Source organism: Streptomyces dryopteridis (genome assembly GCF_049606955.1).
GTDB lineage: Bacteria > Actinomycetota > Actinomycetes > Streptomycetales > Streptomycetaceae > Streptomyces.
Map to the genome: position 1 here is coordinate 4,310,522 of NZ_CP187113.1, position 26,248 is coordinate 4,336,769.

Here is a 26,248-nt window from a genome sequence, read left to right on the forward strand (position 1 = left end):
GCGCAGGCTCCGGTGGACATGATCGGATCGACGGATTCACTCCATCTTCGGCCGGCCGCGTGGCCGGCCCCCACCGGTTTTGGCAAAGCCGGGTCCAAATGGGCGACGCGCCGCACGCCGCGCGCCCCTCGGCCGGCCGCGCCCCCACGGCCCGCGCCCCGTCTCGCACGGGAGTGCGGGCCGTCGCCCGAAAGGGGTCAGTGGGTGCGCGGGTCGCGGAACGCGCCGGGGTGGATCTCCTCGCGCGTGGCCACGTACTGCTGCCGCGCCGCCTGCCAGGCCGGGAACTCCTCGTCCGGCTCGAAGACCCGGGCGTGCGCCGCCGGCCACACCGGCGGGGTGTGCGCGGCCAGCGTGCCCCGCGCCACCCCCAGGGCCCACGCGGCCTGCCGGGCCGCGCCCAGCGCCGCGTAGTCGGCCGCCTCGGGCACGATCACCTGGGTGCCGAACAGTCCCGGCGCGGCCTGCTGCACGGCCGGCAGTTCGGCGGCGGCGCCGAGCAGGAACACCCGGCGGATGTTCACGCCCCGGGCGCGCAGCACGTCGAGGGCGTCGGCCAGGGAGCACAGCATCCCCTCGACGGCGGCGCGGGCCACGTGCTCGGGCTTCATGGAGTCCCGGCGCAGGCCGGTCAGGGTGCCGGCGCTGTGCGGGAGGTTGGGGGTCCGCTCGCCCTCCAGGTAGGGCAGCAGGACCAGGCCGTGGGCGCCGGGGGTGGACTTCAGGGCCAGCTCGCTCAGGCCGTCGAGGTCGGTGCCCAGCATCTCGGCGGTGCCGCGCAGGGCCCGCACGGCGTTGGAGACGTTCACCACCGGCAGGTGCAGGCCCGCGCCGTCGGCCAGGGCGGTGACCAGCCCGTCGGGCTCGATCACGGCCTCGTGGTGGACGGCCATGACGGAGCCGGAGGCGCCCAGGGAGACCACCGCGTCGCCGTGCCCCACGCCGAGCCCGAGGGCGGCGGCCATGGTCTCGCCGGTGCCGGCGGAGATCAGCAGCCCCTCGGGGGTGGTGCCGGCGGTGTCGGCGGGCCCCAGCACCTCGGGCAGCATCGCGCGGTGCCCGAGGGCGAGTTCCACGAGGTCGGGGCGCCAGGAGGCGGTGGCGGCCGACCAGTAGCCGGTGGCGGAGGCCCCGCCCCGGTCGGTGGTGCGCCGGGCGGGTCGGCCCAGCAGCTGCCACACCAGCCAGTCGTGCGGCTGCATCAGCATCGCGATCCGGCGGGCGGCCTCGGGCTCGTTGCGCGCGAGCCAGGCCAGCTTGGCCACCGGCTGGGAGGGCCGCGGCACGGAGCCGACGGCGGCGGCCCAGGCGTGCCGGCCGCCGAGGGCCTCGGTGAGCTGGGCCGCGGCGAGCTGGGGCCGCTTGTCGTTGCCGACCATCGCGGGGCGCACCGGCACCCCGTGGGTGTCGAGCGGCAGCAGGGCCTGGCCCTGCGCGGCCACGCCGATCGCCTCCACGCCCTCCAGCAGTCCGCCGCCGGCGGCCTCGCCGAGCGAGAGCAGCCAGCCCTGCGGGTCGGCGTCGTACGGATCGGCGTCGGGGGCCGGCTGCGGGTGCGCGGCATGGCCCTGCCGCAGCACGGCGCCCGTGTCCGTGTCGCAGACGACGATGCGAGTGAAGGCGGAAGAGCTGTCCAGCCCGGCGACTATCCCCATGGGGAGAATTCTGCCGCACCCCCCACCGGCCCCGGAGGGCCCATGGGCCCTGTCCGTTCGTGGTGTGGCCTGCCTCACGGCGGGCCGGTGGGCGGACCGGTGGGTCAGGTGTTGCTGGTGCCCCATTCGTCCTCGAAGCGTTCGCCGCCCCGGTCCCGCAGTCGGCGCACCTTCGCCGCGAGCCCGTCGGGCACCACGTCCTGGACCTTGGACCCGACCAGCGAGACGGCCCTGCCGGCCACCTGGCGTCCCGTCTGCCCGGCCGTCTCGGCCGCGTTGCGGACGGCGGGGTTGGCCGCGAAGTCCCGCGCGGACTTCCGCAGCCGCTCGTACCGCTCGCGCCCGGCCCGGGTCCCGAGCACGTACCCGAGGGCCAGTCCCGCCAGGAACGTGACCTTGTAACGCATCACTGCCACCCTTCGTCGCGCCTGCGTCGTGCCGTCGACCGGCCGGTGTCCGGGGGGCCCTCGGCCGCTCGTGGGAACCGATTGGCGGAGCACCCCCCAGCTTGCGCTAATCTATGTCTCGCAACGAACGACCGCCCCCCGGCCGAGCCGGAGGAGGGTCTGTTCGGTGCAACGCAGCAATCCCCTGTAGCTCAATTGGCAGAGCAGCCGGCTGTTAACCGGCAGGTTACTGGTTCGAGTCCAGTCGGGGGAGCGCGATCCCCTGTAGCTCAATTGGCAGAGCAGCCGGCTGTTAACCGGCAGGTTACTGGTTCGAGTCCAGTCGGGGGAGCTGTGAGACGACGAGGACCCCGTGTGGGTCCTCTTCTCTTTTCCGACCCTTCTCCGGGTCGTCTGCCCCGTCGGCCGCGTGAAATTCCCCGCCCCCGACGGGAACCGGACAGCCCTCGCAGCGGTCTCACCGGGCAGCGGCAGCCGATCATGCGGGGCAACCGAGGCAGGAGATCGTATGAGCGGCTATGCTGCGGCAGACGGCGCGCACATCTGTACGCGCCACGCCGCGAGGGGCGGTAGCTCAGCCGGTTAGAGCAGCGGACTCATAATCCGTCGGCCGTGGGTTCGAGTCCCACCCGCCCCACAGGCACAAGCCGCAGGTGAAGAAACGATCACACCTGCGGCTTCGGCGTTTTCCGGGGTTTTCCGGGTTTTCAGGCCGTCGGGGTGAAGTGGAGCGGGGTGCGGGTGGTGGCGGGGCCGTGGGCCCGGCTGCCGAAGGCGACCAGTTCGCAGGCCCGGGGCAGCCGGCAGTCGACCGCGCGGCCGTCGATGGCCGTGAAGGTCGCCGAGACCGTCAGGGTCTCGTCGATCCGGCCGGCGTCCGTGGTGGCCGGCGGGCGGCTGCGGGGGCGGCAGCCCGAGGTGTCGGCGGAACCGGTCGCGCAGAGCATCACCGACGGGTGGTAGCGGACCTCGTAGCCGCGGCCCGTCGCGTGCACGGACTGCCCGTCCGTCAGGTTCCGGTGCGGGCTCGCCTTGAGGGTCGGGGCCGGCTCCAGCGGGGCGTTCGGGCGGAAGCGCAGGGGGAGCCCGGTCAGCGGGGCGTCCGCGTTGTCCGTGAGGAGCAGGCGGCACGCGGCCGGGCCGGTGCGGCCCCGGCAGTCGTAGGGGCCGGCGCCGGTCTCCAGCACCGCGTACAGCTTCTTGGGGGAGGACGGCCAGGTGCCGTCGGGCAGGACCCGGAACTGCCGGCCGGTGGCGTCGTCGCAGGCGCCCGCGACCGAGGCCGGGGCGCACTGCACCACCCACACGTAGTCCTTCGGCGGTCCGCCCGCGATCGTGAAGTCCACGATGTCCCCGTCGGCGAGGCCGCTCGCGCGGTTCACGGTCAGCCGGGGGCCGCCCGGGTCGGTGGTCGGGGTCGCGGCGGATGCGGGCGCCGCGCCCGTCCACAGGGAGAGTGCCGCGAGCGCGCCCGCGAAGAGGGCGGCGGCGCGGCCGGTGCGTGGGCCAGGGCGAAGGAGTGACATCGCGTCCCCGTGTGTTCGGTGTGCCCGGTCTTCGGTCGGGAGCATCCTCGCGGGGGCGCGGGTTCTCGGTCCAGCATGCGTTCTCGGTCAGGGTTTCCGGCGGTTTTCGGCCGGCGGTGTGGGGGGTTGGCCCGCGGGGGTCAGCCGGCCTCGGTCCGGTCCGCGAGGTGGTGCAGGACGTCCAGGAGGTTCTCCCGGCGGGCGTGGGCGCGGCGTTGTTGGTGGGCGCCGGAGCCCTCGCGCAGGAGCCGGGCCACGGTCGTGGCCGCGTGTTCCAGGTCGTCGGCGTCGGCCAGGGCGGGGGCCACGTGGTCCAGCAGGGTCTCGGCCAGGCTCGCCGCCGGGGTCTCGGCGCCGGTGAACGGGTCGAGCCCGAAGCCCTCCAGTCCGTCGTGGGCGGCCCGCCAGCGTGCCAGCCGCAGCACGTCCTCGCGCACGACGGGTTCGGGCAGGCCCTGGGCGATCTCGACCAGGGCGGTGGCCACCAGGGCGCGGCTCAGCGCGGCCTGGAGCAGGGCGGTGTCCAGCGCCGGGGACATGTCCGGGGCTCGCACCTCCAACGTGGGCCAGTGGCCCGAGGGCCGCAGGTCCCAATAGACCATCTTGGTGTCCAGCGCGGCCCCCGAGCCGAGCAGGGTCTGGACCGAGGAGCGGTAGTGGGCGGTGCTCGGGAAGTTGGGCGGCAGCCCGGCCGAGGGCCACGAGGACCAGGCCATCGCCCGCCAGCTCGCGTGACCGGTGTCCCGCCCGTTCCAGAACGGGGAGTTCGCGGCGAGCGCGATCAGGGTGGGCAGCCAGGGCCGGAGGCGGTTGGAGACGGCGACGGCGGTGTCCACGTCGAGGGTGCCCACGTGGATGTGCCGGCCGCAGCCCACCAGGGTGTCGGTGAGCGCGCCGAAGCGCCGGTGCTGTTCGCGCTGGCGCGGTTCGTCGTCGGTCAGGTGCAGCGGCCCGGTCGGGGCCAGCACGGGGGAGGGGCTGGCCAGCAGCCGGCAGCCGTGCGCCCGGGCCGCCTCGGACAGGGACTGGCGCAGGGCGCTCAGTTCGGCCCGCAGCACGGGCGCGGAGTGGGCGACGGGGGTGGAGATCTCCACCTGGTACCGGGTGCCCTCCTGGTGCATCCGGTGCGGGTCCACGCCCGCCTCCGCCAGGACCAGGGGGGCCATCGGGGAGACCCGCAGGGTGCGGGCGTCCACGAGGAGGAACTCCTCCTCCACGCCGAGGGTCAGGGTGCCGGGCCGGGGCTGGGGGCGGACCGTGAGGGCCCCGACCCCGGCGGCGAGGGGTTGGGCGGGCATGGCGGGCAGGCCGCCGAAGGGGGCGAAGGGCGGGCCCTCGCCGAGGGCCGCCGCGTGCGCGAGGTGGTCGTGGGCGTCGTCGACGCGGGCCGTGCCGAAAGCGTCGTGGGTGGGCCGGTCCGGGATCCTCCCGGGGTCGTGGCCGGTGCTCGTCGTGCTGGTGCCAGGTTCGATCACTGCGCCTCCCTGGACATACGAGTCGTTTCATCATGAGCCGAACACCCGCGACCGGTGCACGTCGATTCGGTCAAATCTCCCGACGGCATGGCGGGTTCACGGTCGCGGACGACCGGATTCCGACAGCGTTGTGCCAGGTGGGGCGGGGAGCGTCCGACGGGGAGGGTGGGAACGCGGCCGGGGGCGGCCGAAACCGGCCGGTTATCATCCGCTGTGACATCGACCGCCAAGACCGGGACGCCCGGGAACTCCCCGGACAGCGTCCCCACCGAGCCCGCGGAGACCGCCAAGCGCCGGATATTCGCCGACCTGACGCCCCTGCGCACCTCCCCCGACTACCGTCGCCTGTGGATCGGCAACACCGTCTCCTGGGTCGGCCAGGCGATGACGGCGCTGACCGTCTCGCTCCAGGTCTACGACATCACCCGGTCCAGTTTCTCCGTGGGCCTCGTCGGCCTGTTCTCCTTCGTGCCGCTGGTCCTCTTCGGCCTGTACGGGGGCGCGATCGCCGACCGCGTGGACCGTCGCAAGCTCGGCCTGTACAGCGCGGTCGGCTCGATGCTGCTCTCCGTGGCCCTCGCGGCCGGGGCCCTGGCCGGGTACCACCACGTGTGGTTCCTGTACGCCGTGGTCGCCCTGCAGTCCCTGTGCGGCGCCCTCAACGGCCCGGCCCGCTCCTCGATGATCCCCCGTCTGCTGCCGCCCGAGCAGTTGCCCGCGGCCAACGCCCTGGGCTCCGTCACGATGACCTTCGGGGTGATGGTCGGCCCGATGCTCGGCGGGGTCATCGTCGGCCACTGGGGCTACCAGACCGCGTACCTGATCGACGTGGTCGCCTTCACCGCCGCGCTGTACGCGATGTGGCGCCTGCCCTCCATGCTGCCCGGCGCGGCCGAGGACGGGGCGCGGACCGAGGGCGACGGGGAGCGCAAGCGGGCCTCCGTGCTCGACGGCCTGCGCTTCCTGGCCACCCGCCCCAACGTCCGCATGACCTTCTTCACCGACCTCGCCGCCATGGTCCTGGCCCAACCCAAGGCCCTGTTCCCCGCCGTGGCCGGGCTCTGGTACGGCGGCGACGCCAAGACCGTCGGCCTGCTCGTCGCCGCCCCCGCCATCGGCGCCCTGCTCGGCGGCCTCTTCTCCGGCTGGACCGGCCGGATCCGCCGGCACGGCCTGGCCGTGCTGCTGTCGGTGGCCGGCTGGGGCCTGGCCATCGCCGTCTTCGGCCTCACCCGCGACCTGTGGCTCGGCCTGTTCTTCCTGGCCCTCGCCGGGTTCTCCGACACCGTCTCCATGGTGTTCCGCACGACGATCCTCCAGGCCGCCACCCCCGACGACATGCGCGGCCGGCTCCAGGGCGTGTTCATCGTCGTGGTCGCCGGCGGGCCCCGCCTGGGCGACTTCCTCGCCGGCTCCACCGCCGACCTCTTCTCGCCCACCGCCGCCGTCACCGGCGGCGGCCTGGCCTGCGTGCTCGTCCTCGTGCTGCTCGCCCTGCGGCGGCGCGGCTTCGCCCGCTACGACGCCCGCGACCCGCGCCCCTGACCGAAGGCCGGCACCGGCTCCCGGGTCCGGGAGCCGCCGGCCGAACCGGTGTTGACCGTCCCGGCCGCCTCGAACATCAGCAGCTCCACCTCCTCCTCGGCCACCGGGCAGTGCTCCACCCCGCGCGGCACGACGTACATCTGCCCCGGGCCCAGGGTCACCTCCCCGTCCGGCAGCCGGATGACGAGGGTGCCGGAGCGCACGAGGAACATCTCGTCCGTCTCGTGGTGGTGCCACACGAACTCCCCGAGCAGCTTGGCGGCCTTGACCTCGTGGTCGTCGACGCGGGCCACGAGCCGGGGCGCCCAGTGCTCGGTGAAACCGGCGAAGAGCCCGGCCAGGTCGACGCGTTCGAGGGTCGGGCGGGAATCGGTGTGCGTGCTGGTGTCCGTCATGTGGGAAAGCCTCTCGGACCGGCCCCCGGTGTTCTTGTACGTTCCTGACATGGGGGCGACAGGGGACGCGCGGGGGCCCGTCACGGCCTGGCGGCCGGCGGTGCCCGGGATCGCCGAGGTGCTGCACGCGCGCCTGCGCGACCACGCCTACCCCGCGCACGTCCACGACACCTGGACCGTGCTCCTCGTGGACGGCGGACGGGTGGACTTCGGCCTCGACCGCGCCCGGCACGGCGCCGACCCGACCGCCGGCGTCGTCCTGCTGCCGCCCGGGGTCGTGCACGACGGCCGCACCGTCACCCCCGCCGGCTTCCGCAAACGCGTGCTCTACCTCGACGCCCCCGCCCTGCCCACCGAACTCACCGGAAGCAGCGCCCGCACCCCGCTCATCCCCGACCTCCCCCTGCGCACCCGGCTCGCCGCCCTGCACACCCTCCTCGACCCCCCGAACAGCCCCGACTCCCCGGGCAGCCCCGACTCCCCGGGCGCCGTCGCCGTGCCGGAGGCCCTGGAGGCCGAGTCCCGCCTCGCGTTCCTCGTCGAACGGATCCGCGAGCGGTACGCCGCCCTGCCCGCCGACCGCCCCGATCCGCGCCGGCTCGACCCCCTCGCCGACCGGCTGCGCGAACTCCTCGACGCCCGCCTCGCCGACGGGCTGCCGCTGGCCGAGGCCGCCACCCTGCTCGCCGGGGACACCGGCCGTCCCCTCCACCCCACCCACCTCATCCGCGCCTTCCGACGGATTCACGGCATGCCCCCGCACCAATGGCTCACCGGCCGCCGGATCGAAGCCGCCCGTCGCCTGCTGCTCGCCGGCCGACCCCCGGCGCAGGTCGCGGCCGAGGTCGGCTTCCACGACCAGGCCCACCTCACCCGCCACTTCCGGATCCGCGTCGGCACCACCCCCGCCCGCTACGCCCGCTCCCACGCGCGCGCCCGAGGGTGAACGTTTCGTTTCCGTTCGCCCCCGCGCCCTTCCGTCTTCCTACGAACCGGCATATGACTGTTCGAAGGCCGCCGCCCCCGCCCCGCCCACCCCACGCGAGGCGCGCCGGACGCGGAGCCGCCCCCCCATGAACCGTTCGGAAGGACCCCCGTGCGCCCTCGCGCCCGTCTCGCCCTGCTCGCCGCCCTCGCCGGCGCCGCCCTCCTGGCCCCGCCCGCCCAGGCCGCCCCCGGCCCGCGGCCGAGCCCCGACCCCGGCCGCTGCTCCGCCTCCGCCCGCGTCGCCGGGTACTCCGACAGCCTCGACAAGACCCTCCTCGACGGCTCCCTCGTCGGCGGCCTCTCCGGCCTCGCCGCCGACCGCGGCCACACCTGGACGGCCGTCTCCGACCGCTCCGCCCTCTACCGCCTCGCCGTCGCCCCCGGCCCCGTCCCCACCGCCCGCGCCGCCGCCCGGATCCCCCTCGCCGACGAGAACGGCCGCCCCGTGGACGCCGAGGGCGTGACCGTGGACCGCGACGGCAGCTACCTGGTCACCGACGAGTACGCCCCCGTGATCCGCCGGTACTCCCGCACCGGCGCGATCCTCGAACGTCTCCCCGTGCCCGCCGAGTTCCGGCTCCGGGCCGACGGCGGCCGGGCCACCCCCAACCAGACCTTCGAGTCCCTCACCCTGCTGCCCGACGGCCGCACCCTCGTGGCCGCCCTCGAAGGCCCCCTCGACGGAGACGGCGCCGACGCCGCCGGCCGCCCCCTGCACCGCGTGCAGACCTGGGAACGCCGCGCCGGCCACTGGGTCCTGGGCCGCCAGTTCGCCCACCCCGTCGACCCCGGCCACGGCCTGGTCGAACTCGCCCCCACCGACGACGGCCGGCTCCTCGTCCTCGAACGCGGCTTCACCCCGCAGTTCGCGATCACCGTCCGGATCTCCGTCACCGACCCCCGGGCCGCCACCGACACCCGACGCGTCCCCCGGCTCGCCGCCGACACCCCCCGACTGCGGCCCGCCGTCAAGACCGCCCTCGTGGACCTGAACGACTGCCCCACCCTCGGCGCCCCCTCCAAGCTCCCGCAGAACCACCCCCTCGTCGACAACGTCGAGGGCATGGCCGTCGAGCACCTCACCCCGGGACGCCGGGGCGCCGGGCCCACCGCGCGGCTGCTCCTGGTCAGCGACGACAACGAACTCCCGCAGCAGATCACCCGCCTGTACCGGCTCGACCTCACCCTGCCCCCGGCCCGCGGCCGCTCCTAGGCCGTCTCTTCCGGATCTTGCCTGACCCGCGCCGCCTGGCACCGCACCTCGCCGCGTTGTCGGGAACACCCACGTACCCCAGTACGAGGGCGCCCCTCCGCCTTGCGATGCACGGCACCAGACGACGCGGGCTTAACCGGCAAGATCCAAAAGAGACGACCTAGCCGCCCAACACCCCCCGGGCCAGCCCCAGGTCCACCAGATCGCAGGGACGCAGCCCCAGTTGATCGGCCGTGCACGGCACGTCCGAGGGCTCCCGCTTGAGGATCGCGGCGGCCAACTCCGGCGCGATCACCGAGAAGTACGAGTCCGCCGCCATCCACGTCCGCCCCGGCGCGGCCAACGCCAGCGCCCCGCCCGAACCGCCCTCGCCGACCACCACCGTGGTCACCGGGACCCGGGCCGAGGCCACCGCCCCGAAGGTCTCCGCGATCGCCGGCCCGGCCCCGGCCCGTTCGGCCGCCGCGTCGTTGGCCGCGCCCGGGGTGTCCACCAGGGTCAGCACGGGCACCCCGAGCCGGTCGGCCAGCCGGATCAGCCGGGTCACGGTCCGGAAGCCCGCCGGTCGGGTCGCCGTGCCGAGCTGCGCGGCGTACGCCACCGGCCGGCCCTCGCGCAGCCCGAAACCGCAGGCCACCCCCGGGTCCCGGCCGCCGGTCCGGTCGCCGTTCAGCTCCACCCGGTCCGTCAGGTTCGCCGCCAGCCAAGCCTCCGCCCGGGCCCGCTCCGGGCGCCGCGTGCGCAGCACCACGCCCCAGCCGGAGGCGTCCGGGTCGGCCGGGACCGCCCGCCCCGCCGGGGGAGTCAGCGGGGGCTCCGGCTCCGGCACGCTGTCGGGGCCGGTGCCCGGGCGGGGGCTCAGGACGCGCACCCAGGCGGCGAGCGTTTCCGGCAGCCGGTCTGCCGGCAGCACGACGTCCACGTGCCCTGCCTCCCACTGCCCCTCGGCGGTGTAGGCGTACGGATCGGCGTCCGCCGGGCGCACCCGGGAGCCCGCGAACCCGACCTGCGCGCCGGGCAGCGCCAGCACCACGTCGGCGCCGGCGCCCAGGGTGGCCCAGCCGCCGCCGGTGGTGGGGTCGCGGACCACGGCGAGCTGCGGCAGCCCGGCCGCCCGGGTCAGCGCCGACTGCCGTGCCACCCGCTGGAGTTGGGTCAGGGCGATCATGCCCTCCTGCATCCGCGAGCCGCCCGTGGCGATCAGGGACACCAGTGGCAGGCGGTGTTCGCGCGCGTGCGCGTACCCGGCCTCGATCAGGTCGCCCGCCGCCGCGCTCAACGAGCCGCCCAGGAAGCCGAACTCGAAGGCCAGCAGGACCGCCGGCAGGCCGCCGACCCGGCCGGTGCCGACCACCACCGACTCGCTCTCGCCGGTCCGCTCCCGGGCCCGCTCGCGGGAGGCGTCGTAGCCCTCCCAGCCCAGCGGGCCGTCGGCCTTGCCGGCCGCGGCGGGGCCGGTGGGGGAGGGGAGTTCGGTGAACTCGGCGGGGTCGTCGAGGACGAGGGCGAGGGCGGCGCGGGCGGGAAGTCGGGTCACGGGGCCCAGGGTAGGGCGGGCCACTCGCGCGGGGGTCGAACGCGTGGTGATCGTCCGTCAGAACGGCAGCGGGTGCGCGAGGACCAGGGCGTAGCCCGCGACCAGCCCGTGGCCGAGGCGGAAGCTCCACGTCCGCACGCGCGCGGAGAGCCGGCCGCCCGCGAGGGAGCCCGCCGCGACCAGGGTCTGCTGCCACAGTCCGGAGGCCAGGGCCACCCCGCACACGAAGGCCAGACCGGCCGCCCCGGCGCGCAACCGGTCGCCCTGGGCGGTGGTGAGGGCCGCGAAGTAGAGGGCCGTGGTGGGGTTCACGGCGGTCAGGGCCGCGTAGCGGGCGAAGACGGCGAGGGGGCGGGCGGGGCGCGGGGCCCCGGCGGCGGGGTCGGCGGCGGCCGAGGGGCGGGAGGCGTACAGGCCGTGCGCGGCGATCAGCAGCAGCACCAGGGCCGCGCCGAGTCGGACCCAGCCCTCGATCGGGCCGACCCGGGCCGCGACCCAGGGGCCGAGGAGCACGGCGAGGGCCGCGTAGCCGACGTCGGTGGTGGCGACCCCGGCCGCCGCCGCGACCGCCGATCGGCGTGAGGTCAGGGCCTCCCGCAGCAGCAGCACGCTCATCGCGCCCATGGGCATGGCCACCCCGATGCCGGCGGCGGCGCCGGCCAGGGCCGGACTCGTCAGTTCGTTCATGGGGGGAGGGTGTGGGGCGGGTCGGGCGGAGCGGCGGCGGATTACGGGGCCGACTGCGAGAATCGCGGCATGGACGCACTGGACCGCGAGATCCTCGGTGAACTGCGGCGGGACGCGCGGATCTCCTACCGGGACCTGGGGACGCGGGTCGGCCTGAGCGCGAACGCCGCCGCCGACCGGGTGCGGCGGATGGTGCGCGAGGGCGTGATCCTCGGGTTCACCACCCTCGTGGACCCGGCGGCGGAGGCCCGGGGCGGGCTGGTGGTGTTCGTGGACATCACCCTGCGCCCCGGGGTGACGAACGAGGAGTTCGAACGGGTCGTGCTCGACCTGCCGGGGATCACCGAGGTCGTGCACGTCACCGGGGCACACGACTACCTGGTGCGGGCCCGGGTCGCCGATCCGGCGACGCTGGACGGGCTGCTGCGCCGGTTGAAGACGGAGGCCGGGGTGGCCCAGTCGAACACGCGGATCGCGCTGCGGGCGGCCCGGCGGCCCGGCGGCCGGCCGCCGGGCCCTGCCGGCGGGGTCAGGGCAGCGGGGCCCGCCACGTGAACACGGTCCGGCCGGCCGGGTCGAGCGGTCCGGGGCCGGGGGCGCCGTCGTCGGTGACGGAGAGCCGGGCCAGGCCGGCGGCCGGGTCGACGGAGACCTCCACGACCACCTCCGTGACCCCGCCGCGCCGGTGGGCGGCGGCCAGTGCCCCGCGCAGGGCGCCGAGCAGGGCCGGGCCGGGCGGGCCCTCGCCGAGCAGGGCGTCCACGGGGCCGGAGAAGCGGACCGAGGGGCGGCAGTCGAGGAGGACCCCGGCGCCGTCGGTCTCGCGCAGCACCCGGCCGCGGAAGGTGGTGGGCGCGTCGGAGGGGGGTTGTTGCAGGGCGAAGATCGCGGTGCGGACCTCCTGGATGGTGGAGTCGAGTTCGTCGACGGCCCGGCCGAGGTCGGCCTCGACGGCCGGGTCGTCCGGGGCGCCGCCGGTCTTCGCGGCGGCCAGGGAGCGCCGGCGGGCGCTCTCCAGCATCATCTCGGTGGCGAAGAGGCGTTGGACGACGAGGTCGTGGAGGTCGCGGGCGATGCGGTCGCGGTCCTCGTAGAGGTTGAGCAGCTCGCGGTCGTGTCGGGCGTCGGCGAGGACCAGGGCGAGGGCCGCCTGAGAGGCGAACTGGGAGGCCAGGAGCCGGTCGACGGCGTCGTACGGGCGTCCGCCGGGGGCCCGGGGCAGGGCCAGGGTGCCGATCAGCCGGCCGCCGCTCTGGAGCGGCAGGAGCATGCTGGGGCCGAAGCGCGCGCGGACCAGGGTGGTCATGCGCGGGTCGGTGGCCGAGTCGTCGACGAACACGGGCTCGCCGCCGAGCAGCTGGTCGAGCACGTCGGAGCCGGGGGCGATGGTGGTGCCCACGAGCCCCTCGGCGTCGGCGGCGGAGGCGGAGACGATCTCCATGCCGCCCTCGGGGGTGGGCTGGAGGATCACGCCGGCGGCGGCGTCGGCGAGGAGGCGGGCCTGTTCGGCGACGGTCAGCAGGGCGTCGGCTGGGGGCCGGTCGGTGAGCAGGGTGGTGGTGACGGCGGCGGCGCCCTCGATCCAGCGTTCCCGGCGGCGGGCGGACTCGTACAGCCGGGCGTTGGCGACGGCGATGCCGGCCTGGGCGGCCAGGACCCGCAGCAGCGCGAGGTCGTCGGCGCCGAAGCCGTCGGGGCCGGGCGGGCCGATCAGGTGCAGCCGGCCCGGGGGGCCGCCGCGCAGCGGCACGGGCAGCACCAGCGGCGGGGCGTCGGCGCCGGTCAGCTCGGCGAGGGCGGCGTCGAGCCGGTCCGGGGGGAGGGCGGCGAGCCGGTCGCGTTCGGCCTCGGGCAGCCCGCCGGCGAGGAGGGGGCCGAGGCCGTCGAGGACGGCGCAGCGGGCCCCGCACAGTTCGCGCGCCGCGTCGAGGAGGTGCCGCAGGGTGGCGTGTTGGTCGAGGTCGGAGCCCACGCTGAGGACGGCCTCCAGCAGCATGGGCAGGCGGGGACGCCCCTGATCGGGGGTCCCCGCCGGCTGTTCGGTGGGCTCTTCGTCGGTCATTCGGCCAAGGGGTTGAGGACCATCGGGGCGATTTTCCCTTCGAGCATCGCGCCGAGACCCATCACGGCGCACACGTCGGGTCGTTCCGCGATGTGTACGGGCATGCCGGTGGCCACCCGCAACATCTGGTCCAACCCGGGCAGCAGGGCACTGCCGCCCACCATCATGATCCCCCGATCGGTGAGGTCGGCGACGAGGTCGGGCGGGCATTCGCGCAGGACCTTGCCGATTCCGTCGAGGACGGCGGTCAGCGGGGTGTGGATGGCGTCGCGGACGGCGGCGGTGTCGACCTGCACGGAGCGGGCCAGGCCGGTGGCCACGTCCCGGCCGTGGATGGTGGTGGAGCTGGGGCCCTCGCCGGTCAGGCCGGTGCCGTGCAGGGCGAGCTGGAGGGGGCGGACGGCCTGGCTGGGGAGCATGAGCTCGTGGGCGTGGCGCAGGTGCTGGACCACGGCGTGGTCGACGGCGTCGCCGCCGACGGGGACGCGTTCGGCGGTGACGATGGCGCCGAGGGAGAGCACGGCGACCTGGGTGGCGGCGGCCCCGCACACCATGATCATGGTCGCGGTGGGCTGTTCCACGGGGAGTCCGCAGCCCACCGCGGCCGCGATCAGGGTGTCGACGAGTTCCACCCGGCGGGCGCCGAGGCCGACGAGGGTCTCGACGGCGGCGCGCTGGGCCAGCGGGTCGGCGTCGTGCGGGGTGCAGGCGGCGGCCCGCAGCCGGGGCTTGCGGCGCAGGGTGCGGCGCAGCTTCTCGCCGAGCAGGTGACGCAGCATCCGCTGCGCCATCTCGATGTCGACGACGGTGCCGCCGGAGACGGGGCGGACCACGCGGATGTAGTCGGGGGTGCGGCCGGTCATCCGTTCGGCGAAGGAGCCGACCGCGATGAGGGCTCCGGTGCGGGTGTTGACCGCGGCGACGCTGGGCTCGTCGACGACGAGGCCGACGCCCTTGACGTACACGCGGGTGCGGGCTGCCCCGAGGTCGACGGCGACGTGGCACCGGCGCAACTGCTCAAGACTGACGGTCACGGCTGGTCCTCCCGAGAGGCGAAAAACCGAAGCGCAAGGACCGGCGGGCACCGGTCACATCTGGATCTTCGGGGGCGTTCCGGGCGTGTCGCCTGTTGGGTTGGTCCGCACGGGGCGGCGGTCGAGTGCTGCACGAGGGTGGTTTTTCGCGACGCGGGACGCCACCATGCCGTGACCGTCCGGGCTACCGGCCCGTAACAAGCTAGGGGAGGGCCGATGGTGGGGCTCCGGAACCTGTGGGTGTGGCTGCTCGCGGTGGGTTTGTGCGTTTCCGCATCGGTGGTGCCGGCCGCGGCGGCGGGCCCGACGGGGGCTTCGGCGGGGGCTGTCGCCGGCGCGCGCAATCCCGTGGTGCTCGTGCACGGCTACAACGCGGACCCGGGGGTGTGGGGGTCGCTGCGGAGCGAGCTGCGGGCGGCGGGGTACGCGGACGACGAGGTGTACGCGTGGGGCTACGACACGCACCAGTCGGTCAACGAGGTGCTGTCGGGTCGGCTCGCCCAGTACGTGGCGGAGGTGCGGGCGCGGACCGGGGCGGCGCGGGTGGACCTGGTGGCGCACTCGTTCGGCTCGCTGGTGACGCGGTGGTACGTGAAGTACGGGGGCGGCGAGTCGGTGGTGGGCCGCTGGGTCTCGCTGGCGGGCCCGAACCGGGGCACGTCCACGGCCTGGGCCTGCGCGCTGTGGGACCAGGCGTGTCGGGACATGACCCCGGGTTCGTACGTGGTGAAGAACCTGGCGGCGGGGGACGAGACGCCGGGGGCGGTGGCGTACGCGACGTTCTGGTCGAACTGCGACGAGGTGATCAACCCGGATTCGAGCGTGCCGCTGACGGGTGCGACGAACACGGGCGTGGGCTGCCTGAAGCACAACGACCTGTTGGGGGACCCGGCGACGCTGGCCGGGGTGCGGGCCTTCCTGGGCTCCTGAGCGGGCGGCCCGCTCAGGGGGCGGGGGCGGGTCCGAGGTCGGTGACGCGCTGGAGCAGGCCGTGGGTGAACTCCGCGAGCCAGGAGCGGCCGCCGTGCACGAGGGCCAGCCGGTCGCGGGTGGGGGCGTCGCCGGGCAGGACGCGGGCCCCGGGGTGGGCGCGGGCCACCTCGTCGAGGGTGGCGGACCAGGGGGCGAGCGCGGCGGGCGGGCCGGGCGGGGGGCCCGGTTCGCCGGGGGCGCGCACGAGCCACGCGTTCCAGATCACCCCGCCGGGGCCGGCGGTGACCTCCCAGCGCAGGGTGGGCCACAGGGGCACGGGCCAGGTGGAGACCTCGCAGTCGAGGTCACCGACGCGACGGGTCGTGACGCTCTCGGGCGGGCCGAGGACGGAGCGCAGCCGGCTCAGCGCCCCGCGTGAACGGGGGGAGCGGACCATGGCCTGCCAGTGCTTGTTCGCGGCGCGGGAGCGGGCGGCGTCGGCGCCGAGCGCGCGGCGGGCCTCGTCCACCCGCTCGGGGTGGAAGTCGGCCATGCGGCGGAGCAGGACGAGTTGGAAGTCGAGCGGTCCGAAGGGCGCGGCGGTCATGGGCCCAGGGTGGCACGCGGTCCGGCGGACGGGCCGGATCGGGTGCGGGCGCGGGCCGGTGCGGCGCGGGCCGGTGGGGCTCACTCCACCATGCGGCGCAGCAGGTCGCGCAGGAGGGTGCGTTCGACCTCGGTGAGGCCCGAGAGGGGTTCGCGGGCGAAGTCCAGGGACTCCCGCAGGTGGGCCGCCGTGGCCATGCCCTCGGGGGTGGGGGCGGCGAGTTTCACGCGCCGGTCGGCGGGGTCGGGGCGACGTTCGACCAGGCCCCGGCTCTCCAGGCGGTCGACGATGCCGGTGATGTTGGACGGTTCGCAGTTGACGCGCTGGGCGATGCGTCTCATGGGCAGGGGGTCGGCGGCCAGCAGGTTCAGCACCTTGGCCTGGGCGCCGGTGAGGTGGTGGCGGGCGGCGGCCTCCTCGTACTCGGCGTGGTAGCGGGCGACCACGGTGCCGATCAGGTCGACGACCTCGACGGACACGGGGTCCAGGGGAGCGCTCATGGGGTCCAGTCTAGCGAGTTGCTTGACATCATGAAATATCCAGGGCAATGATTGTTTCACCAGCTGAAACTTTTGGAGCCTGCAATGTCTGAGCGTGCCGTGTCCGTGAACCCGGAGATCCCCGCTGTCGGTCGCGAGTGGCACCTGGTCAGCCGCCCGGACGGCTGGCCGGTGGCCTCCGACTTCGCGCTCCGCGAGGTCGAGCTGACCGCGCCCGCGCCGGGCCGCGTGCTCGTGCGCAACCTGTACATGTCGGTGGACCCGTACATGCGCGGCCGCATGAGCGACGCCAAGTCCTACGCCGAGCCCTTCGCGCTGAACGCCGCGATGTACGGCGGCGCGGTCGGCGTGGTCGTGGCCTCGGCCGCCGACGGCGTCGCGGTCGGCGACCACGTGGTGCACTTCCTCGGCTGGCGCGAGTACGCGGACCTGCCCGCCGACCAGGCGTACGTGGTCGACCCCGAGGTCGCCCCGCTGACCTCCTGGCTCGGCGTGCTCGGCATGCCCGGCCTGACCGCCTACGCGGGCCTGCTGGAGGTCGGCTCCTTCCGCGAGGGCGACGCCGTGTTCGTCTCCGGCGCGGCCGGGGCCGTGGGCAGCGTGGTCGGCCAGATCGCCCGCCTCAAGGGCGCCTCCCGCGTGATCGGCTCGGCCGGTTCCGCCGAGAAGGTCGCCGCCCTGACCGAGAAGTACGGCTTCGACGCCGCGTTCAACTACAAGGACGGCCCCGTCGCCGAGCAGCTCGCGGCCGCCGCGCCCGAGGGCGTCGACGTGTACTTCGACAACGTCGGCGGCGAGCACCTCGAAGCGGCCATCGGCGCCCTGAACCTGCACGGCCGGGCCGTGCTGTGCGGCGCGATCTCCGGCTACAACGACACCGAGCCGGCCCCCGGCCCGCGCAACCTGATGAGCGTGATCGGCAAGCGCCTGCGCCTGGAGGGGATCCTCGTCTCCGACCACGAGGCGCTGCGCCCGAAGTTCGTCGAGGAGGTCGGCGCCTGGCTGCGTTCCGGAGAGCTCGTCGTGGACGAGACGGTGGTCGACGGGGTCGAGAACGCGACCGAGGCGTTCCTGGGAATGCTGCGCGGAGCCAACACCGGAAAGATGATCGTTTCCTTCACCCGTTAGGCTCTGACCACACCGTCGCGAGCGTGGGCGCGAGTCGCGACGAATACCAGGAGGATCTTCTTACATGTCCATCCAGCAGTCCGACGTTCTCTACACCGCCGTCGCCACCGCCGAGAACGGCCGTGACGGTCGCGTCTCCACCGACGACAAGCAGCTCGACGTCGTCGTGAACCCCCCGAAGGCCATGGGCGGCTCCGGCGCCGGCACCAACCCCGAGCAGCTCTTCGCCGCCGGCTACAGCGCCTGCTTCCAGGGTGCCCTGGGTGTCGTCGCGCGCAACGAGAACGCCGACATCACCGGCTCGACCGTCACCGCCGAGGTCGGCATCGGCAAGAACGACGACGGCTTCGGCATCATCGTCAAGATCGTCGCCTCCATCCCGACCGTGGACGCCGAGCGCGCCCTGGACCTGGTCGAGAAGGCCCACCAGGTGTGCCCCTACTCCAAGGCCACCCGCGGCAACATCACCGTCGAACTGTCCGTCGCCTGATCACGGCCGACACCGTTCGCACCGGCCCGCACCCCGATTCCGGGGTGCGGGCCGGCCCCGTTCCGTCCCCCGCCCCGTTGGCTACGCTGACCGCATGAACGATCTCGCGGGGGGATTCCGCCATCTTCTGGCCGGTCAGCGCTGGGTGCTCGCCCACCCCAGGTGGCTCGGGCTCGGGCTGCTGCCCGCCCTGATCGCCGCCGCGCTCTACCTCGGCGCCCTCGTGGCCCTGTTCACCGGCGCCGACGACGCCGTCGCCTGGCTCACGCCCTTCGCCGAGGACTGGTCCGGCGGATGGCTCGGCCTGTTCCGGGGCTCCCTGACGGTGGTCCTCATCGGGTTCGGGCTCTTCCTGGCCGTGGTCACCTTCACCGCCGTCACCCTCCTCATCGGCCAGCCCTTCTACGAGGCCCTCTCCGAGGCCGTCGAGAAGGACCGGTACGGCGGCGTGCCCGAATCCGGGCTGCCACTCTGGCGCGAACTGTGGATCTCCGGCCGGGACAGCCTGCGGATCCTGCTGCGGGTCGCCCTGTGCGGGCTCGGGCTCTTCGCCCTCGGCTTCGTGCCCGTGCTCGGCCAGACGGTGGTGCCGGTGCTCGGCTTCGCCGTCTCCGGCTGGTTCCTCACCCAGGAGCTCACCGCCGTCGCCCTCCAGCGCCGCAAGATCGAACTGCCCGCCCACCTCGACCTGATGCGCGGCCGGCGCGCCCTCGTCCTCGGCTTCGGGGTGCCGCTCGTGCTCAGCTTCCTGCTGCCCGTGGTCGCCGTGCTCCTGATGCCCGGGGCCGTGGCCGGGGCCACCCTCCTCGCCCGCGACCTGCTCGCCCCGCCCGGCACGGAGCCGGGGACGGACACGCCCGCGCCGGCCGTGTCCGCCCCCGGCCCCCACCGGGACTGAGACCGCCCGCTCAGAGCAGCGGGGACAGGTCCGCGACCACCGCCGACGGGGTCCGCGCGTCGCCCTCCGCGAGGACCCGCCCGTCCGGACCCCACACCGCCGCCCCGCCACAGCCCGTCCACGCCCCCGCCGGGCCCACGTGATTGGCCAGGGCCACCACCAGCCCCGTGCGCCGCGCCGCCCCAGGGTGCACGGAGACCCGCTCGGCCTCGCCCGACACCAACCCGTACAGCGAACTCGCCAGGTGCACCCGCGCCCCGTCGGCCGCCGCCCGGTCCGTCACCCCGGCGTGGTGGTTGTCGAAGCAGGTGCCGAGCGAGAACGGCACCCCGTCCAGGGTGAACCGCCCGTCGTGCCCACCCGGCACGAACACCTCCCGCTCCGCCTCGTACAGGTGCCGCTTGGCGTACGAGGTGATCAGGGAGCCGTCCGCGCCGAAGACGAACGAGGCGAGCAGCGGCCGGTCGTCGGCGTCCCGCCGCGCGAGGTTCACGACCGAGGCGATCCCCGCCGAGCGGACCGGGTCCAGCCGGGGATCGTCCGCGTCGCGCACCCACAACGCGGGGTCGGCGGCGAGGGCGGCCAGTTCGTAGCCGGTGAGGACGAGTTCGGGGAAGACCACCAGGGCGGCCCCCTCGGACCGGGCCCGTCCGGCCAGGTCGGCCATCGTGGCGGCGTTCTCGGCCGGTCGGGCCGGAACGCAGGTCAATTGGGTCACGGCGATGCGCATCCGGACATGATCACAAACCGGCCGGCCCGCCCCGCCCCGGGGGTCAGGAGCCCCCCGCGCCCCCGTGCCCCGCCGCCGGCCCGGAGCCCAGCAGCCGCAGGAAGTCCCGGAAGGCCCCGGGCATGTCCACCGCCTCCGGCGCCAGCAGCCACTGGTACTGCAAGCCGTCCATCACGGCCGTCAGCAGCGGCGCAGCCCGCTCCGGGCTCAGCCCCGAGGGCAGCCGCTCCCCGTACTCCGCCCGCAGCACCGCCGCCATCTCCTCGCGGACCTGCGCGTACCGCTCGGTGAAGAACTCCCGCGCCGGATGCCCCTCGGTGACGGACTCGCCGAGCAGGGCCGAGAAGGTCTGCACCACCCCGGGCCGCATCGCGTTGTAGTCCACGAGCGCGGCCAGCAGCTCCGGCCGCCAGGCCCCGCCGCCCGCCCGCGCCGCCCCGCCCCCGGTGTCCCAGCGGTCCCGTTCCTCCAGCACCGCCACCAGCAGCGCCTCCTTGGTCGGGAAGTGGTGCATCAGCCCCTGCTGGGTCAGTCCCACCCGCTCCGCGACCGCCGCCAGCGACGCGCCCCGGTAACCGCGCTCGGCGATCACCTCCAACGCCGCCCGGACGATCTCCTCCCGCCGCTCCTCGCTGCGTGCCCTGACCATCTCCGTGCCGCCCTTCCCCTGCGTTCTGCCGGTGCGACGACGGTAGCCCACCCCGTGAAAATAACGAAACCGTCACGACACCTACCGTTCACCAGGGAACGGGTCCACGATGGCAGCACCACCCGCACTCGACGAGGAGGACCGGCCGTGGCAGCCGACCGCACCCCCACCACCCCCGGCGACACCACCCCCGACGCCCTGCGCGAACAGGCCGTCGAGGCCGCGCTCGGCAAGCTGGACCTCGACACCAAGGCACGACTGCTCGGCGGCCAGGACATGTGGTCCCTGCCCGCGATCCCCGAGATCGGCCTGGCCTCCCTGGTCTTCTCCGACGGCCCCATCGGCGTCCGAGGCGTCCGCTGGACCGCCGACGACCCCTCCGTGGCCCTCCCCTCGCCCACCGCGCTCGCCGCGTCCTGGGACCCCGAACTCGCCCGCCGCGCCGGCCGGCTCCTCGCCCAGGAGGCCCGCCGCAAGGGCGTCCACGTCCTCCTCGCCCCCACCGTCAACCTGCACCGCAGCCCGCTGGGCGGCCGACACTTCGAGTGCTTCTCCGAGGATCCCCACCTCACCGGCGAGATCGGCAGCGGCTACGTCAACGGCGTCCAGGACGGCGGCGTCGGCACCACCGTCAAGCACTTCGTCGGCAACGACGCCGAGACCGACCGCTTCACCGTCGACAGCCGCATCGCCCCCCGCCCCCTGCGCGAGCTGTACCTGGCCCCCTTCGAGGCCATCGTCGCCAACGCCCACCCGTGGGGCATCATGACCGCCTACAACCGCGTCAACGGCGTGTTCATGAGCGAGAACGCCCACCTCGTCAACGACGTGCTGCGCGCCGAATGGGGCTTCGACGGCGCCAACGTCTCCGACTGGATGGCCGCCCGCTCCACCGTCGGCGACATCACCGGCGGCCTCGACGTGGCCATGCCCGGCCCGCAGACCGTCTACGGCCCCCCGCTCGCCGCCGCCGTCCGCGCCGGCGAGGTCGAGGAGAGCGCCGTCGACGCCGCCGTCCGCAACGTGCTCCGCCTCGCCGCCCGCGTCGGCGTCCTCGACGGGGCCCCGCCCGTGGTCGCCGACCCGCCCGCCGGCATCGACGGCCCCGCCGTGGCCCGCGAGATCGCCGCCCGCTCCTTCGTCCTCGCCCGCAACGCCGACGCCATCCTCCCCCTGGACCCCGGCACCGCCGACGCCCCACGCACCGTCGCCCTCCTCGGCGCCGCCGCCCGCGACGCCCGCGTCCTCGGCGGCGGCTCCGCCACCGTCTTCCCCGAACACGTGGTCTCCCCCCTCGACGGCCTCACCGCCGCCCTCCCCGCCGGCTCCCTCACCTACGCCGTCGGCGCCGACCCCAGCGAGGAGCCCGTCCCGGCCGGCCCCGCCTTCACCCTGCGCGCCGTCTGCCGCGACGCCGCCGGCGCCGTCCTCGGCGAGGGCTCCCTGCCCAGCGGCCAGGTCCAGTGGATCGGCGACGACCTCCCCGCCGGCGTGAGCTGGGAGACCATGGCCTCCGTCGAGGTCATCGGCGCCTTCACCCCCCGCGAGAGCGGCGAACACGTCCTCGGCACCCGGGGCCTGGGCGCCTTCGCCCTCCGGGTCGACGGCGAACTCCTCTGGGAGGGCGTCCAGCTCCCCGGCAGCGAGGCCGACCCCTTCGAGGCGTTCTTCGGCGCCCCCACCGAACGCGCCCGCCCCCACCTCACCGCCGGCGAGACCGTCGAGGTCTCCCTCACCTACCAGGTGCCCGACGTGGCCGAGCTGCCGCTCAAGGCCCTGATGTTCTCCCTGCTCCACCTCGGCCCCCGCACCGACCCCGACACCCTCATCGCCGAGGCCGTCGAAGCGGCCCGCGCCGCCGACACCGCCGTGGTCGTCGTGGCCACCACCGAACGCGTCGAATCCGAGGGCTTCGACCGCACCGACCTGCGCCTGCCCGGCCGCCAGGACGACCTCGTGCGCGCCGTGGCCGCCGCCAACCCCCGCACCGTCGTCGTCGTCAACGCCGGCTCCCCCGTGGAACTGCCCTGGCGCGAGGAGGTCGCGGCCGTCCTCCTCACCTGGTTCCCCGGCCAAGAGGGCGGCGACGCCCTCGCCGACGTGCTCCTCGGCGCCGCCGAACCCGGCGGACGTCTCCCCACCACCTGGCCCGCCACCCTGGAGCAGGCCCCCGTCACCGAGACCGTCCCCACCGACGGCCGGCTCGACTACACCGAGGGCGTCCACATCGGCCACCGCGCCCACGAGAAGGCCGGCACCACCCCCGCCTACGCCTTCGGCCACGGCCTCGGCTACACCACCTGGCGCTACGAGAGCCTCGAAGCCGACGCCGAACGCGCCGTCGTCCGCCTCACCAACACCGGCGAGCGCCCCGGCCGCGAGGTCGTCCAGATCTACCTCGCCGCCGACCCCGCCGACGCCGAGGGCTTCGACCGCCCCGCCTCCCACCTCGCCGGCTTCGCCTCCGTCGCCGCCGACCCCGGCGAGACCGTCGAGATCACCGTCGCCCTCCCCGCCCGCGCCTTCGAGGTCTGGGACGAGGAGACGAACGCCTGGCGCCGCATCGGCGGCCGCTACGAGGTCCGCGCGAGCCACGCCCACGACGACACCCGCCTGAGCGCCGACCTGGCGCTCTGACCCCGGCGGCCCCGAACCCGGGCCGGGGGCGGTCCCTGACAACCGCCCCCGGCCCGCTCCGCACCCCGCCCCCTTCGAACCCGAGGGCCGCGCCGATCAGGCCGGCGGCCGGCTCGACGTTATGTGCCGGTGCGCCAGCTCGGCCAACCGCGCCTGCCCGTCCTTGCTCGGATGGAACCAGTCCCACCGGCTCAACTGCCCGGTCGAGAACGGGTACTGGAACACCGCCCCGCCGTCGTACCGGCACCGCGAGTCCGTCGCGCACACCGCCCGCAGCGCCTCGTTGTACTCCACCACCCGCGCCCGGACCTTCTCCCGACGCTCCACCGCCGCCGGCGTCGACGCCTGCGAGTCCGCCAGCATCGACGGACAGATCCCCAGCTTCCACACCTGCCGACCCACCGGACTGTCCTTGCCCTGCTCCCACAACCGCAGCAGATCGGGCACCGAGGACACGTACACCTGAGTCTTCGGCGACACCTTCCGCAACTCCGCCAGCGCGCGCTCGAACGTGGCCCGGAAGTCCTTCGCCGGCGTCATCGCCGCCGCCGTCGCCCGACACGCGTCGTTCGACCCGACCATCACCGTGACCAGTTCCGGCTCGTGCGCCGCCGCCGCCGACAGCTGCCCCGGCAGGTCCGCCATCCGGGCCCCGGTCACCGCGTAGTTCCAACTCCGCGTCGCCGCCCGCGGCCCGAGCAAGCGCTCCGCGAGGCTGCGCACCGTCGGGTCCACCCCGGTCGCCCACGACACGTCCGGACAGTCCGCCAGCACCGAACAGGCGTCGAAACCGCGGGTGATGGAGTCGCCCACGGCCGCCAGGGACCCCGGCGACGTGTTCCACAGCGGCTCTTTCCGGTGCACCGCCTGGGCCCCGCCGTCCCCGCTCGGCCCGCCGTCGGGCCCGCCCGAGCAACCCGTGAGGACGAGCGTCCCGGCGGCCGCGACGCCGAGCAGCGCGCGGATCCGGGCGCGCGCCCCGGGGCCCTTGGTCGGTCTCACGTCGCTCCTCGTCGTGCTCGTGCCCACCCCTCGCGAGGGGAGTGCGGTGGGCCCCGCGGTCGGGGGGCGTACGCCGGTTCCATCCGATCGGCGGGACACCCCTCGGGAGCGACCGTACGTCACTCCGGGACCCTCCCCGCACGGTAGCTTTTTCCCGTGGCCTCCTCGCCACAGGTCCCGTGGCGCAATGTCAGATCTTTTCCGCTAAATTACATCACGTCACATAGTGTCCGTTTTCAGGAGATTCATTCCGACCTCGTCCCACCTTGGAGGTCCCCGGTGACGACACGTGGAGTTCTGTACGTGCACTCCGCTCCCCGCGCGCTCTGCCCGCACGTGGAATGGGCGGTTGCGGGCGTGCTGGGAACGCGGGTCAACCTCGACTGGATCAGGCAGCCCGCCTCCCCCGGGACCTGGAGATCCGAGTTCTCCTGGCAGGCCGAGGCCGGCACCGCCGCCCGGCTCGCCTCCGCCCTGCGAGGCTGGCACCTGCTCCGCTTCGAGGTCACGGCCGATCCCTGCGCCGGGGCCGAGGGCGAGCGCTACAGCTCCACCCCCGAACTGGGCATCTTCCACGCCGTCACCGGCGTCCACGGGGACATCCTGATCCCCGAGGACCGGCTGCGCGCCGCCCTCCTGCGGGCCCGCGCCGGCGAGACCGACCTGGCCGCCGAGGTCTCCCGACTCCTCGGCAAGCCCTGGGACGACGAACTGGAGACCTTCCGCCACGCCGGTGAGGGCGCCCCCGTCCGCTGGCTCCACCAGGTGGTCTGAACCCGCCCGCGCCGCCCGCGACACGCCGGGCCGCACCCCCGACACGCCGAAGGGCCCGACCGGAAATCCGGTCGGGCCCTCGCGGGTCGCGCGCGGGGCGCGGATCAGATCGTGCGGAAGGCCAGCGACACGTTGTGCCCGCCGAACCCGAACGAGTTGTTGATCGCGGACAGCGGGCCCTCGGCGGGCAGCTTCCGCGGCTCGCCGATCACGATGTCCGCGTCGATGTCCTCGTCCAGCTCGTCCACGTTGATCGTGGGCGGCGCGATCCGGTGGTACAGCGCCAGGACGGTCGCGACGGTCTCGATGCCGCCGGCGCCGCCGAGCAGGTGACCGGTCATCGACTTGGTCGCGGAGATCGCGATGTGGTCCAGGTCGTCGCCCAGGACCTTGCGCAGCGCCTTGATCTCGGCGGTGTCGCCCTGCGGGGTCGAGGTCGCGTGAGCGTTCAGGTGGACCAGCTCGGCCGGGTCCAGACCGGTGTTGTCCAGCAGGTTCTGCAGGGCCGCGGCCACACCGCGGCCGGTGGGCTCGGGCTGCGCGATGTGGTGCGAGTCGGCCGACAGGCCCTGACCCAGCACCTCGCAGTAGACCCGGGCACCGCGCGCGGCGGCGTGCTCGGCGGACTCCAGGATCACGACGCCCGCGCCCTCGCCGAGGACGAAGCCGTCACGGGCCTTGTCGTACGGGCGGGAGGCCGTCGTGGGGGTCTCGTTGTTCTTGGACATCGCCATCATGTTGGCGAACGCGGCGATCGGCAGCGGGTGGATCGCCGCCTCGGTGCCGCCCGCGACGACCACGTCGGCGCGGCCGGTGCGGATCATCTCGACGGCGTACCCGATGGCCTCGGCGCCGGAGGCGCAGGCGCTGACCGGGGTGTGCACGCCGGCCTGCGCGTTGACCTCCAGGCCCACGTTCGCGGAGGGGCCGTTGGGCATGAGCATCGGGACGGTGTGCGGGGAGACCCGGCGCACACCCTTCTCCTTCAGCACGTCGTACTGGTCGAGCAGGGTGGTCACGCCGCCGATGCCGGAGGCGATGACGGTGCCCAGGCGCTCGGGGGAGACCGCCGGGTCCTCACCGGCGGGACCGGTGTAACCGGCGTCGGCCCACGCCTCGCGCGCCGCGATGATCGCGAACTGCGCGGAGCGGTCGAGCCGCCGGGCCAGGGGCCGGGGCAGGACGTCGCCCGGGTCCACGGCCGCCTGGGCGGCGATGCGGACCGGCAGCTCCTGGAAGCGCTCGCCCTCCAGGGGCGAGACGCCGGAACGGCCGGCGAGCAGACCTTCCCAGGTCGAAGCGCTGTCGCCACCCAGCGGAGTGGTTGCGCCGATACCGGTGACGACCACGGTGCGATTGGTCGAGCTCACAGGAATTCTTTCTCCACGTGTCAGGGGG

At 74.8% G+C, this 26,248-nt stretch carries 25 protein-coding genes and 3 tRNA genes; 13 read left to right on the plus strand and 15 right to left on the minus strand.

Annotation, left to right across the window (positions count from 1 at the left end):
* Window positions 1-197 precede the first annotated feature (197 nt).
* The gene (locus tag ACN20G_RS18440; RefSeq protein ID WP_424213894.1) at window positions 198-1,655 is read right to left on the minus strand and encodes an FGGY family carbohydrate kinase; all 1,458 of its coding nucleotides are present in this window, start codon (window positions 1,653-1,655) and stop codon (window positions 198-200) included.
* 104 nt (window positions 1,656-1,759) lie between these two features.
* The gene (locus ACN20G_RS18445) at window positions 1,760-2,062 is read right to left on the minus strand and encodes a YtxH domain-containing protein (protein ID WP_424213895.1); all 303 of its coding nucleotides are present in this window, start codon (window positions 2,060-2,062) and stop codon (window positions 1,760-1,762) included.
* 180 nt (window positions 2,063-2,242) lie between these two features.
* On the opposite strand from ACN20G_RS18445, the gene ACN20G_RS18450 reads away from it, so the two are divergent.
* The 3 genes from ACN20G_RS18450 to ACN20G_RS18460 all read left to right on the plus strand — a co-directional run bounded on the left by ACN20G_RS18450 (window position 2,243) and on the right by ACN20G_RS18460 (window position 2,699).
* Window positions 2,243-2,315 (plus strand) — tRNA-Asn (locus ACN20G_RS18450).
* Window positions 2,316-2,320: 5 nt separating this feature from the next.
* Window positions 2,321-2,393: transfer RNA gene (locus tag ACN20G_RS18455), tRNA-Asn, on the plus strand.
* A gap of 232 nt (window positions 2,394-2,625) precedes the next feature.
* Window positions 2,626-2,699, plus strand: a tRNA-Ile gene (locus ACN20G_RS18460).
* 70 nt (window positions 2,700-2,769) lie between these two features.
* On the opposite strand, the gene ACN20G_RS18465 is transcribed toward ACN20G_RS18460, so the two are convergent.
* Together ACN20G_RS18465 and ACN20G_RS18470 are read right to left on the minus strand one after the other, a co-directional pair.
* Window positions 2,770-3,588 (minus strand): neocarzinostatin apoprotein domain-containing protein, encoded by an 819-nt coding sequence (locus tag ACN20G_RS18465; protein WP_424213896.1) that lies wholly within the window; start codon window positions 3,586-3,588, stop codon window positions 2,770-2,772.
* A gap of 140 nt (window positions 3,589-3,728) precedes the next feature.
* On the minus strand, window positions 3,729-5,063 hold the full coding sequence (locus ACN20G_RS18470) for a carboxylate-amine ligase (RefSeq protein ID WP_424213897.1): 1,335 nt from the start codon (window positions 5,061-5,063) through the stop codon (window positions 3,729-3,731).
* Window positions 5,064-5,360: 297 nt separating this feature from the next.
* Between ACN20G_RS18470 and ACN20G_RS18475 the strand changes: the two genes are divergently transcribed.
* On the plus strand, window positions 5,361-6,608 hold the full coding sequence (locus ACN20G_RS18475; protein ID WP_424215566.1) for an MFS transporter: 1,248 nt from the start codon (window positions 5,361-5,363) through the stop codon (window positions 6,606-6,608).
* Here ACN20G_RS18475 and ACN20G_RS18480 read toward each other — a convergent pair.
* A complete protein-coding gene (locus ACN20G_RS18480; RefSeq protein WP_424213898.1) occupies window positions 6,581-7,003 on the minus strand; it encodes a cupin domain-containing protein in 423 nt (140 codons plus the stop codon). The genes ACN20G_RS18475 and ACN20G_RS18480 overlap by 28 nt on opposite strands.
* Before the next feature lie 49 nt (window positions 7,004-7,052).
* On the opposite strand from ACN20G_RS18480, the gene ACN20G_RS18485 reads away from it, so the two are divergent.
* Both ACN20G_RS18485 and ACN20G_RS18490 read left to right on the plus strand, forming a co-directional pair.
* Window positions 7,053-7,949 (plus strand): helix-turn-helix domain-containing protein, encoded by an 897-nt coding sequence (locus tag ACN20G_RS18485; RefSeq protein WP_424213899.1) that lies wholly within the window; start codon window positions 7,053-7,055, stop codon window positions 7,947-7,949.
* 150 nt (window positions 7,950-8,099) lie between these two features.
* On the plus strand, window positions 8,100-9,203 hold the full coding sequence (locus tag ACN20G_RS18490; RefSeq protein ID WP_424213900.1) for an esterase-like activity of phytase family protein: 1,104 nt from the start codon (window positions 8,100-8,102) through the stop codon (window positions 9,201-9,203).
* Between the two features lie 160 nt (window positions 9,204-9,363).
* Here the strand turns inward: ACN20G_RS18490 and ACN20G_RS18495 are convergent, their stop codons facing one another.
* Window positions 9,364-10,740 carry a carboxyl transferase domain-containing protein gene (locus ACN20G_RS18495; RefSeq protein ID WP_424213901.1) on the minus strand — a complete coding sequence of 459 codons (1,377 nt, stop codon included), beginning with the start codon at window positions 10,738-10,740 and terminating at the stop codon, window positions 9,364-9,366.
* Window positions 10,741-10,797: 57 nt separating this feature from the next.
* Window positions 10,798-11,427, minus strand: a complete 630-nt coding sequence (locus ACN20G_RS18500; protein ID WP_424213902.1) for a LysE family transporter — start codon at window positions 11,425-11,427, stop codon at window positions 10,798-10,800.
* A gap of 69 nt (window positions 11,428-11,496) precedes the next feature.
* Here ACN20G_RS18500 and ACN20G_RS18505 point away from each other — a divergent pair, with 69 nt between their 5' ends.
* Window positions 11,497-11,982: an Lrp/AsnC family transcriptional regulator gene (locus ACN20G_RS18505; protein ID WP_424213903.1), complete on the plus strand. Its 486-nt coding sequence runs from the start codon at window positions 11,497-11,499 to the stop codon at window positions 11,980-11,982.
* Here ACN20G_RS18505 and ACN20G_RS18510 read toward each other — a convergent pair.
* Both ACN20G_RS18510 and ACN20G_RS18515 read right to left on the minus strand, forming a co-directional pair.
* The gene (locus ACN20G_RS18510) at window positions 11,957-13,489 is read right to left on the minus strand and encodes a GAF domain-containing protein (protein ID WP_424213904.1); all 1,533 of its coding nucleotides are present in this window, start codon (window positions 13,487-13,489) and stop codon (window positions 11,957-11,959) included. The genes ACN20G_RS18505 and ACN20G_RS18510 overlap by 26 nt on opposite strands.
* Window positions 13,486-14,523, minus strand: a complete 1,038-nt coding sequence (locus ACN20G_RS18515) for a rod shape-determining protein (RefSeq protein WP_424213905.1) — start codon at window positions 14,521-14,523, stop codon at window positions 13,486-13,488. Before ACN20G_RS18515 ends, ACN20G_RS18510 begins: the two co-directional genes overlap by 4 nt.
* Window positions 14,524-14,739: 216 nt before the next feature.
* Here ACN20G_RS18515 and ACN20G_RS18520 point away from each other — a divergent pair, with 216 nt between their 5' ends.
* On the plus strand, window positions 14,740-15,453 hold the full coding sequence (locus ACN20G_RS18520) for an esterase/lipase family protein (RefSeq protein ID WP_424213906.1): 714 nt from the start codon (window positions 14,740-14,742) through the stop codon (window positions 15,451-15,453).
* A gap of 13 nt (window positions 15,454-15,466) precedes the next feature.
* On the opposite strand, the gene ACN20G_RS18525 is transcribed toward ACN20G_RS18520, so the two are convergent.
* On the minus strand, window positions 15,467-16,042 hold the full coding sequence (locus ACN20G_RS18525) for a hypothetical protein (protein ID WP_424213907.1): 576 nt from the start codon (window positions 16,040-16,042) through the stop codon (window positions 15,467-15,469).
* Between the two features lie 80 nt (window positions 16,043-16,122).
* The gene (locus tag ACN20G_RS18530; protein WP_424213908.1) at window positions 16,123-16,542 is read right to left on the minus strand and encodes a MarR family winged helix-turn-helix transcriptional regulator; all 420 of its coding nucleotides are present in this window, start codon (window positions 16,540-16,542) and stop codon (window positions 16,123-16,125) included.
* An 84-nt stretch (window positions 16,543-16,626) separates the two neighbouring features.
* Here ACN20G_RS18530 and ACN20G_RS18535 point away from each other — a divergent pair, with 84 nt between their 5' ends.
* From ACN20G_RS18535 to ACN20G_RS18545, 3 genes are all read left to right on the plus strand, one after another.
* Window positions 16,627-17,670 carry an NADP-dependent oxidoreductase gene (locus tag ACN20G_RS18535; protein WP_424213909.1) on the plus strand — a complete coding sequence of 348 codons (1,044 nt, stop codon included), beginning with the start codon at window positions 16,627-16,629 and terminating at the stop codon, window positions 17,668-17,670.
* A 64-nt stretch (window positions 17,671-17,734) separates the two neighbouring features.
* Complete coding sequence (locus tag ACN20G_RS18540; protein WP_424213910.1) at window positions 17,735-18,160, plus strand: organic hydroperoxide resistance protein; 426 nt, start codon at window positions 17,735-17,737, stop codon at window positions 18,158-18,160.
* Window positions 18,161-18,254: 94 nt separating this feature from the next.
* Window positions 18,255-19,058 carry an EI24 domain-containing protein gene (locus ACN20G_RS18545; RefSeq protein ID WP_424213911.1) on the plus strand — a complete coding sequence of 268 codons (804 nt, stop codon included), beginning with the start codon at window positions 18,255-18,257 and terminating at the stop codon, window positions 19,056-19,058.
* 10 nt (window positions 19,059-19,068) lie between these two features.
* Here the strand turns inward: ACN20G_RS18545 and ACN20G_RS18550 are convergent, their stop codons facing one another.
* Together ACN20G_RS18550 and ACN20G_RS18555 are read right to left on the minus strand one after the other, a co-directional pair.
* Complete coding sequence (locus ACN20G_RS18550) at window positions 19,069-19,788, minus strand: carbon-nitrogen hydrolase family protein (protein WP_424213912.1); 720 nt, start codon at window positions 19,786-19,788, stop codon at window positions 19,069-19,071.
* Between the two features lie 43 nt (window positions 19,789-19,831).
* Entirely contained in the window at window positions 19,832-20,437 is a 606-nt protein-coding gene (locus tag ACN20G_RS18555; RefSeq protein WP_424213913.1) for a TetR/AcrR family transcriptional regulator, read from the minus strand.
* A 147-nt stretch (window positions 20,438-20,584) separates the two neighbouring features.
* Here ACN20G_RS18555 and ACN20G_RS18560 point away from each other — a divergent pair, with 147 nt between their 5' ends.
* Window positions 20,585-23,074 (plus strand): beta-glucosidase family protein, encoded by a 2,490-nt coding sequence (locus ACN20G_RS18560; RefSeq protein ID WP_424213914.1) that lies wholly within the window; start codon window positions 20,585-20,587, stop codon window positions 23,072-23,074.
* A gap of 96 nt (window positions 23,075-23,170) precedes the next feature.
* On the opposite strand, the gene ACN20G_RS18565 is transcribed toward ACN20G_RS18560, so the two are convergent.
* Window positions 23,171-24,076, minus strand: a complete 906-nt coding sequence (locus tag ACN20G_RS18565; RefSeq protein ID WP_424213915.1) for an SGNH/GDSL hydrolase family protein — start codon at window positions 24,074-24,076, stop codon at window positions 23,171-23,173.
* Window positions 24,077-24,355: 279 nt separating this feature from the next.
* Between ACN20G_RS18565 and ACN20G_RS18570 the strand changes: the two genes are divergently transcribed.
* Complete coding sequence (locus tag ACN20G_RS18570) at window positions 24,356-24,850, plus strand: DUF3145 domain-containing protein (protein ID WP_424213916.1); 495 nt, start codon at window positions 24,356-24,358, stop codon at window positions 24,848-24,850.
* A gap of 104 nt (window positions 24,851-24,954) precedes the next feature.
* Here the strand turns inward: ACN20G_RS18570 and fabF are convergent, their stop codons facing one another.
* Window positions 24,955-26,220 carry a beta-ketoacyl-ACP synthase II gene (gene fabF, locus ACN20G_RS18575; protein WP_424213917.1) on the minus strand — a complete coding sequence of 422 codons (1,266 nt, stop codon included), beginning with the start codon at window positions 26,218-26,220 and terminating at the stop codon, window positions 24,955-24,957.
* Between the last annotated feature and the right edge of the window lie 28 nt (window positions 26,221-26,248).